This window comes from Brevundimonas sp., assembly GCF_016463485.1.
Taxonomy (GTDB): domain Bacteria; phylum Pseudomonadota; class Alphaproteobacteria; order Caulobacterales; family Caulobacteraceae; genus Brevundimonas.
In genome coordinates this window covers 1-3576 of the sequence record NZ_JAEMRD010000215.1, presented here as the reverse complement: position 1 = coordinate 3576, position 3576 = coordinate 1, and the positions used below count along the sequence as shown (strand labels likewise).

The following is a 3576-nucleotide window of genomic DNA, read 5'->3' as shown; positions in this document are numbered from 1 at the left end:
CTTCAGGCCAAGGGCGATCCCCGCATCGGCGGCGTCCACCTGCTGACCATGTCGGCGACGCCGATCCCCCGGACGCTGGAGCTGACCCAGTACGGCGAACTGGACGTCAGCCGCCTGATGGAAAAGCCGCCGGGCCGTACCCCGGTCGCCACCGCCGTTCTGCCGCTCGCCCGGATCGGCGAGGTCGCCGCCCGACTAAAGGCCGCGATCGAGGGCGGGGCCCAGGCCTACTGGATCTGTCCGCTGGTCGCCGAAAGCGAGGCTTCTGATCTCGCCGCCGCCGAGGAACGCGCCGCCGACCTGCGCCGAATCCTGGGGCTCGAGGTCGGCCTTGCTCATGGCCAGATGCCGGGGGCGCAGCGCGAGGCCGTCATGGCCGACTTCGCCGACGGCCGCCTGCCCCTGTTGGTCGCCACCACCGTGGTCGAGGTCGGCGTCGATGTGCCCAATGCCTCCATCATGGTCATCGAACACGCCGACCGCTTCGGCCTGGCCCAACTGCACCAGCTGCGCGGCCGGGTCGGACGCGGGGCCAAGTCCAGCGCCTGTATCCTGCTGTACGGCGGTGGCGGCACGGACGGAGGACTGGGCGACACGGCCCGCGAACGGCTGGAGACCCTGCGCCGCTCCGAGGACGGCTTCGAGATCGCCGAGGAGGATTTCCGCCTGCGCGGCGGTGGCGATCCGCTGGGCCTGAAGCAGAGCGGCTTTCCCGCCTACCGCTTCGCCGACCCGATCCGGCATCGCGGCCTGATGCTGGCGGCCGCCGACGATGCCCGGCTGGTGCTGGGCCGCGACCCCGACCTTACGTCGCCGCGTGGGGAAGCGGTTCAGGTGCTGGAAGCCCTGTTCGACTGGCGCAACGACCGAACGGGACTGGATTAGCCGTTCCCTACTTTTCTTTCGTCATCCTCCGGCGAGCGTAGCGAGATCGGAGGATGACGAAAGGCATATCATCCTGCTGGGTTTAGCGCCTGCCAGGCCCCTAGCCGAACCTGCACGTCGGCCTCAATGTCGGCATAGAACAGGTTGTATTGACGCGCCTTTCGGCGATCGGCCCAGTCCCCGACCTCTTTGAAGGCTTCCGACTTTGGGAAGCTGTGGCGAAGCAGGCCGTCCCGGCACTGGGTCGTCACCTGGCGGTCCAGAAACGCCGGGCGGACCCCCCATTCCAGCCCCGTCGCATTGGCCGCGCCCAGGTGCCGTCGCGCCGACACGAGCTCGTCCGACGGACTGCCGGTCACCGGGTTGACGCAGAGGGCGGCCCGGCCATTGAGCTCAACCAGCCTGCCCTTCCCGTTCCAGACCAGGGCCCGACGCAGCCGCCGCGCCGCCGCGCCGTTGTCGTCGTCCCCGACCTGGGAGAAGCCGACGACACAGCCCACCTGCCGGCGCGACCCGCAACCCGGCACGGCGGGACTGAGGCTGTCGACGGCCACGATCGTGTCCATCAGATAGGCCGCCACCAACCGCCGCCTCAGCGCCGAGTCGGGCGCGATCCGCTCACGCACCAGCCGGTCGATCAGCTCTCCGCCCTGCTCCACCCCGGCCAGGACGATCGGCCCGGTCGGATGGGCGATGACGAAGGCGTCGAAGGCGGCCGCGATATCGCGATACGCAAAGGCGCGGGCGTCCCGCGCGTCCGCCCGCAGCGTCAGCCGGGTATAGAGGCTGGCCTGTCGGTAGCGGGGCGCCGAGACCGCGCCCGACCGCTCGAACGGCCCGGCGTAGTTGGGCGTCACCACCCGCTTCAGGTAGGCGTCGGCCTCGCGGTCATCGATCGGCCCATTCCACTCCCGCCCGCCGTCATAGGTAGTCGAGTGGACGAAAAAGACGGCGGCCGACCCCGCGCCCGGTGCCCGCGCGTCCAGCAGGGCCCAGTTGTCGGGACGAGCATAGTCCGGGGCGGCCGGCGGCTCATAGGTCTGGAACGGCACCTGGGGATCCAGCGCGGCCCTCAGGATGTCGCCCCGCCATACCCCTACGGCCACGACCAGAAGCCCGACCAGGGCGAAACCGGCCCAGCCGATCGTCTGCCTCAGGGTCAGGCGAGACCGTTTCACCGCCAGGGGTCCGGGGTGGCCAGATAGTCCTGCACATAGCGCCGGACACCCTCTTCCAGCGGCGTGGACTGGCCGGCATAGCCGGCGGCGCGCAGCCGCTCCATCCGGGCTTCGGTAAAGTACTGATACTTGTCGCGGATCACCTCGGGCGTATCGACGTAGGCGATCGACGGCGTCTTGCACGCCGCCGCGAAGGTGGCGTTGGCAAGATCAAGGAAGGACCGCGCCTGTCCCGAACCGGCGTTGAACACCCCGAAGACGTGCGGGCTTTCGAGCAGCCAGGCGACGATATCGACCACGTCGTCGACGAGGACGAAGTCCCGCATCTGGCCGCCGTCGGCATAGTCGGGGTTGTGGGAGCGGAACAGGGTCACGGTCTCGCCCGCCGCGACCTTGGGCCAGATCTGGGCCACGACCGACTTCATCGTGCCCTTGTGACCCTCGTTGGGGCCATAGACGTTGAAGAACTTCAGCCCCGCCCACTGGCTGGGCGACTGTCCCCGATCCGACTGACGCGCTGCATACTGATCGAACAGCATTTTCGAGTATCCATAGGCGTTTAGAGGCCGGAGTGCCGACAGGGCCGAAAGACTATCGTCGTCCTCGAACCCGTCCAGTCCGTCGCCATAGGTCGCCGCCGACGAGGCATAGATGAACCGAGCATCGCGGATCGAACACCAGTCCCACAGGTCGCGCGACAGGGTGAAGTTGGTCCTCAGGATCAGGTCGGCGTCCGGCTCGGTCGTCGCCGATATCGCCCCCATATGCACCACGGCCTCGATGACCTCGGCATGACGCTCCAGCATCTCGAACAGGTCTTCGGGGGCCCAGAAGTCGGCGATCGGGTGTTTGGCCAGGTTCTTCCACTTGGCCAGATCGGCGGTCTCCAGCCGGTCGCAGACCACCACGTCGTACGCGTCCTCGGCCGTCACCCGGGCGACGATGTTGGAGCCGATGAAGCCCGCCCCGCCGGTGACGACGATCATCTTCCTCATGTCGTGTCTCCCGACAGCTTCTCGATGGTCTTCGTCGTCGAATAGCCGTCCTGGAAGGCCGCCAGACGGACCTCGCCACCCCAGCTCTCGACCAGATCGCCACCGACGACCCCTTCGCGCGTATAGTCCGCCCCCTTGATGAGCACGTCGGGCCTCAGCCGTTCGATCAGGGCGATGGGCGTCGGGTCGTCAAAGCTGGTCACCCGGTCCACGCTGGCCAGACCGCCGATGACGACGGCGCGGCTGTCCAGGTCATTAACCGGCCGGCCCTCACCCTTCAGCCGCTTGACCGAGGCGTCGGTATTCAGCGCGACGACCAGCCGGTCGCACCATGACCGCGCCTGGGCCAGATAGGCGACGTGCCCCCGGTGCAGGATGTCGAAACAGCCGTTGGTGAAGCCGACCTTCAGCCCCATCGCCCGCCACGCCTCGACCTGAGCGGCCAGGTCGTCCAGCGGCGTCACCTTGGCGTGGGCCAGCGATGCGTGCTGGCTCATCTCCGCGTCGATCAGTTCGGT

Annotated in this window: 4 protein-coding genes; 1 reads left to right on the top strand and 3 read right to left on the bottom strand. The window is 68.3% G+C overall.

The features are described 5' to 3' along the window. Positions 1-885: helicase-related protein (locus JHC99_RS17975; RefSeq protein ID WP_292156043.1), on the top strand; the 885-nt coding region annotated here is incomplete at its 5' end. A 68-nt stretch (positions 886-953) separates the two neighbouring features. Here JHC99_RS17975 and JHC99_RS17970 read toward each other — a convergent pair. The 3 genes from JHC99_RS17970 to rfaE2 all read right to left on the bottom strand — a co-directional run. After that, positions 954-2063 (bottom strand): DUF3089 domain-containing protein, encoded by a 1110-nt coding sequence (locus tag JHC99_RS17970; RefSeq protein ID WP_292156042.1) that lies wholly within the window; start codon positions 2061-2063, stop codon positions 954-956. Next, a complete protein-coding gene (rfaD, locus tag JHC99_RS17965) occupies positions 2060-3049 on the bottom strand; it encodes an ADP-glyceromanno-heptose 6-epimerase (protein ID WP_292156044.1) in 990 nt (329 codons plus the stop codon). Before rfaD ends, JHC99_RS17970 begins: the two co-directional genes overlap by 4 nt. 5 nt (positions 3050-3054) lie before the next feature. After that, positions 3055-3576 (bottom strand): D-glycero-beta-D-manno-heptose 1-phosphate adenylyltransferase (gene rfaE2, locus JHC99_RS17960; RefSeq protein WP_292156041.1); only part of this gene is annotated, 522 nt, incomplete at its 5' end.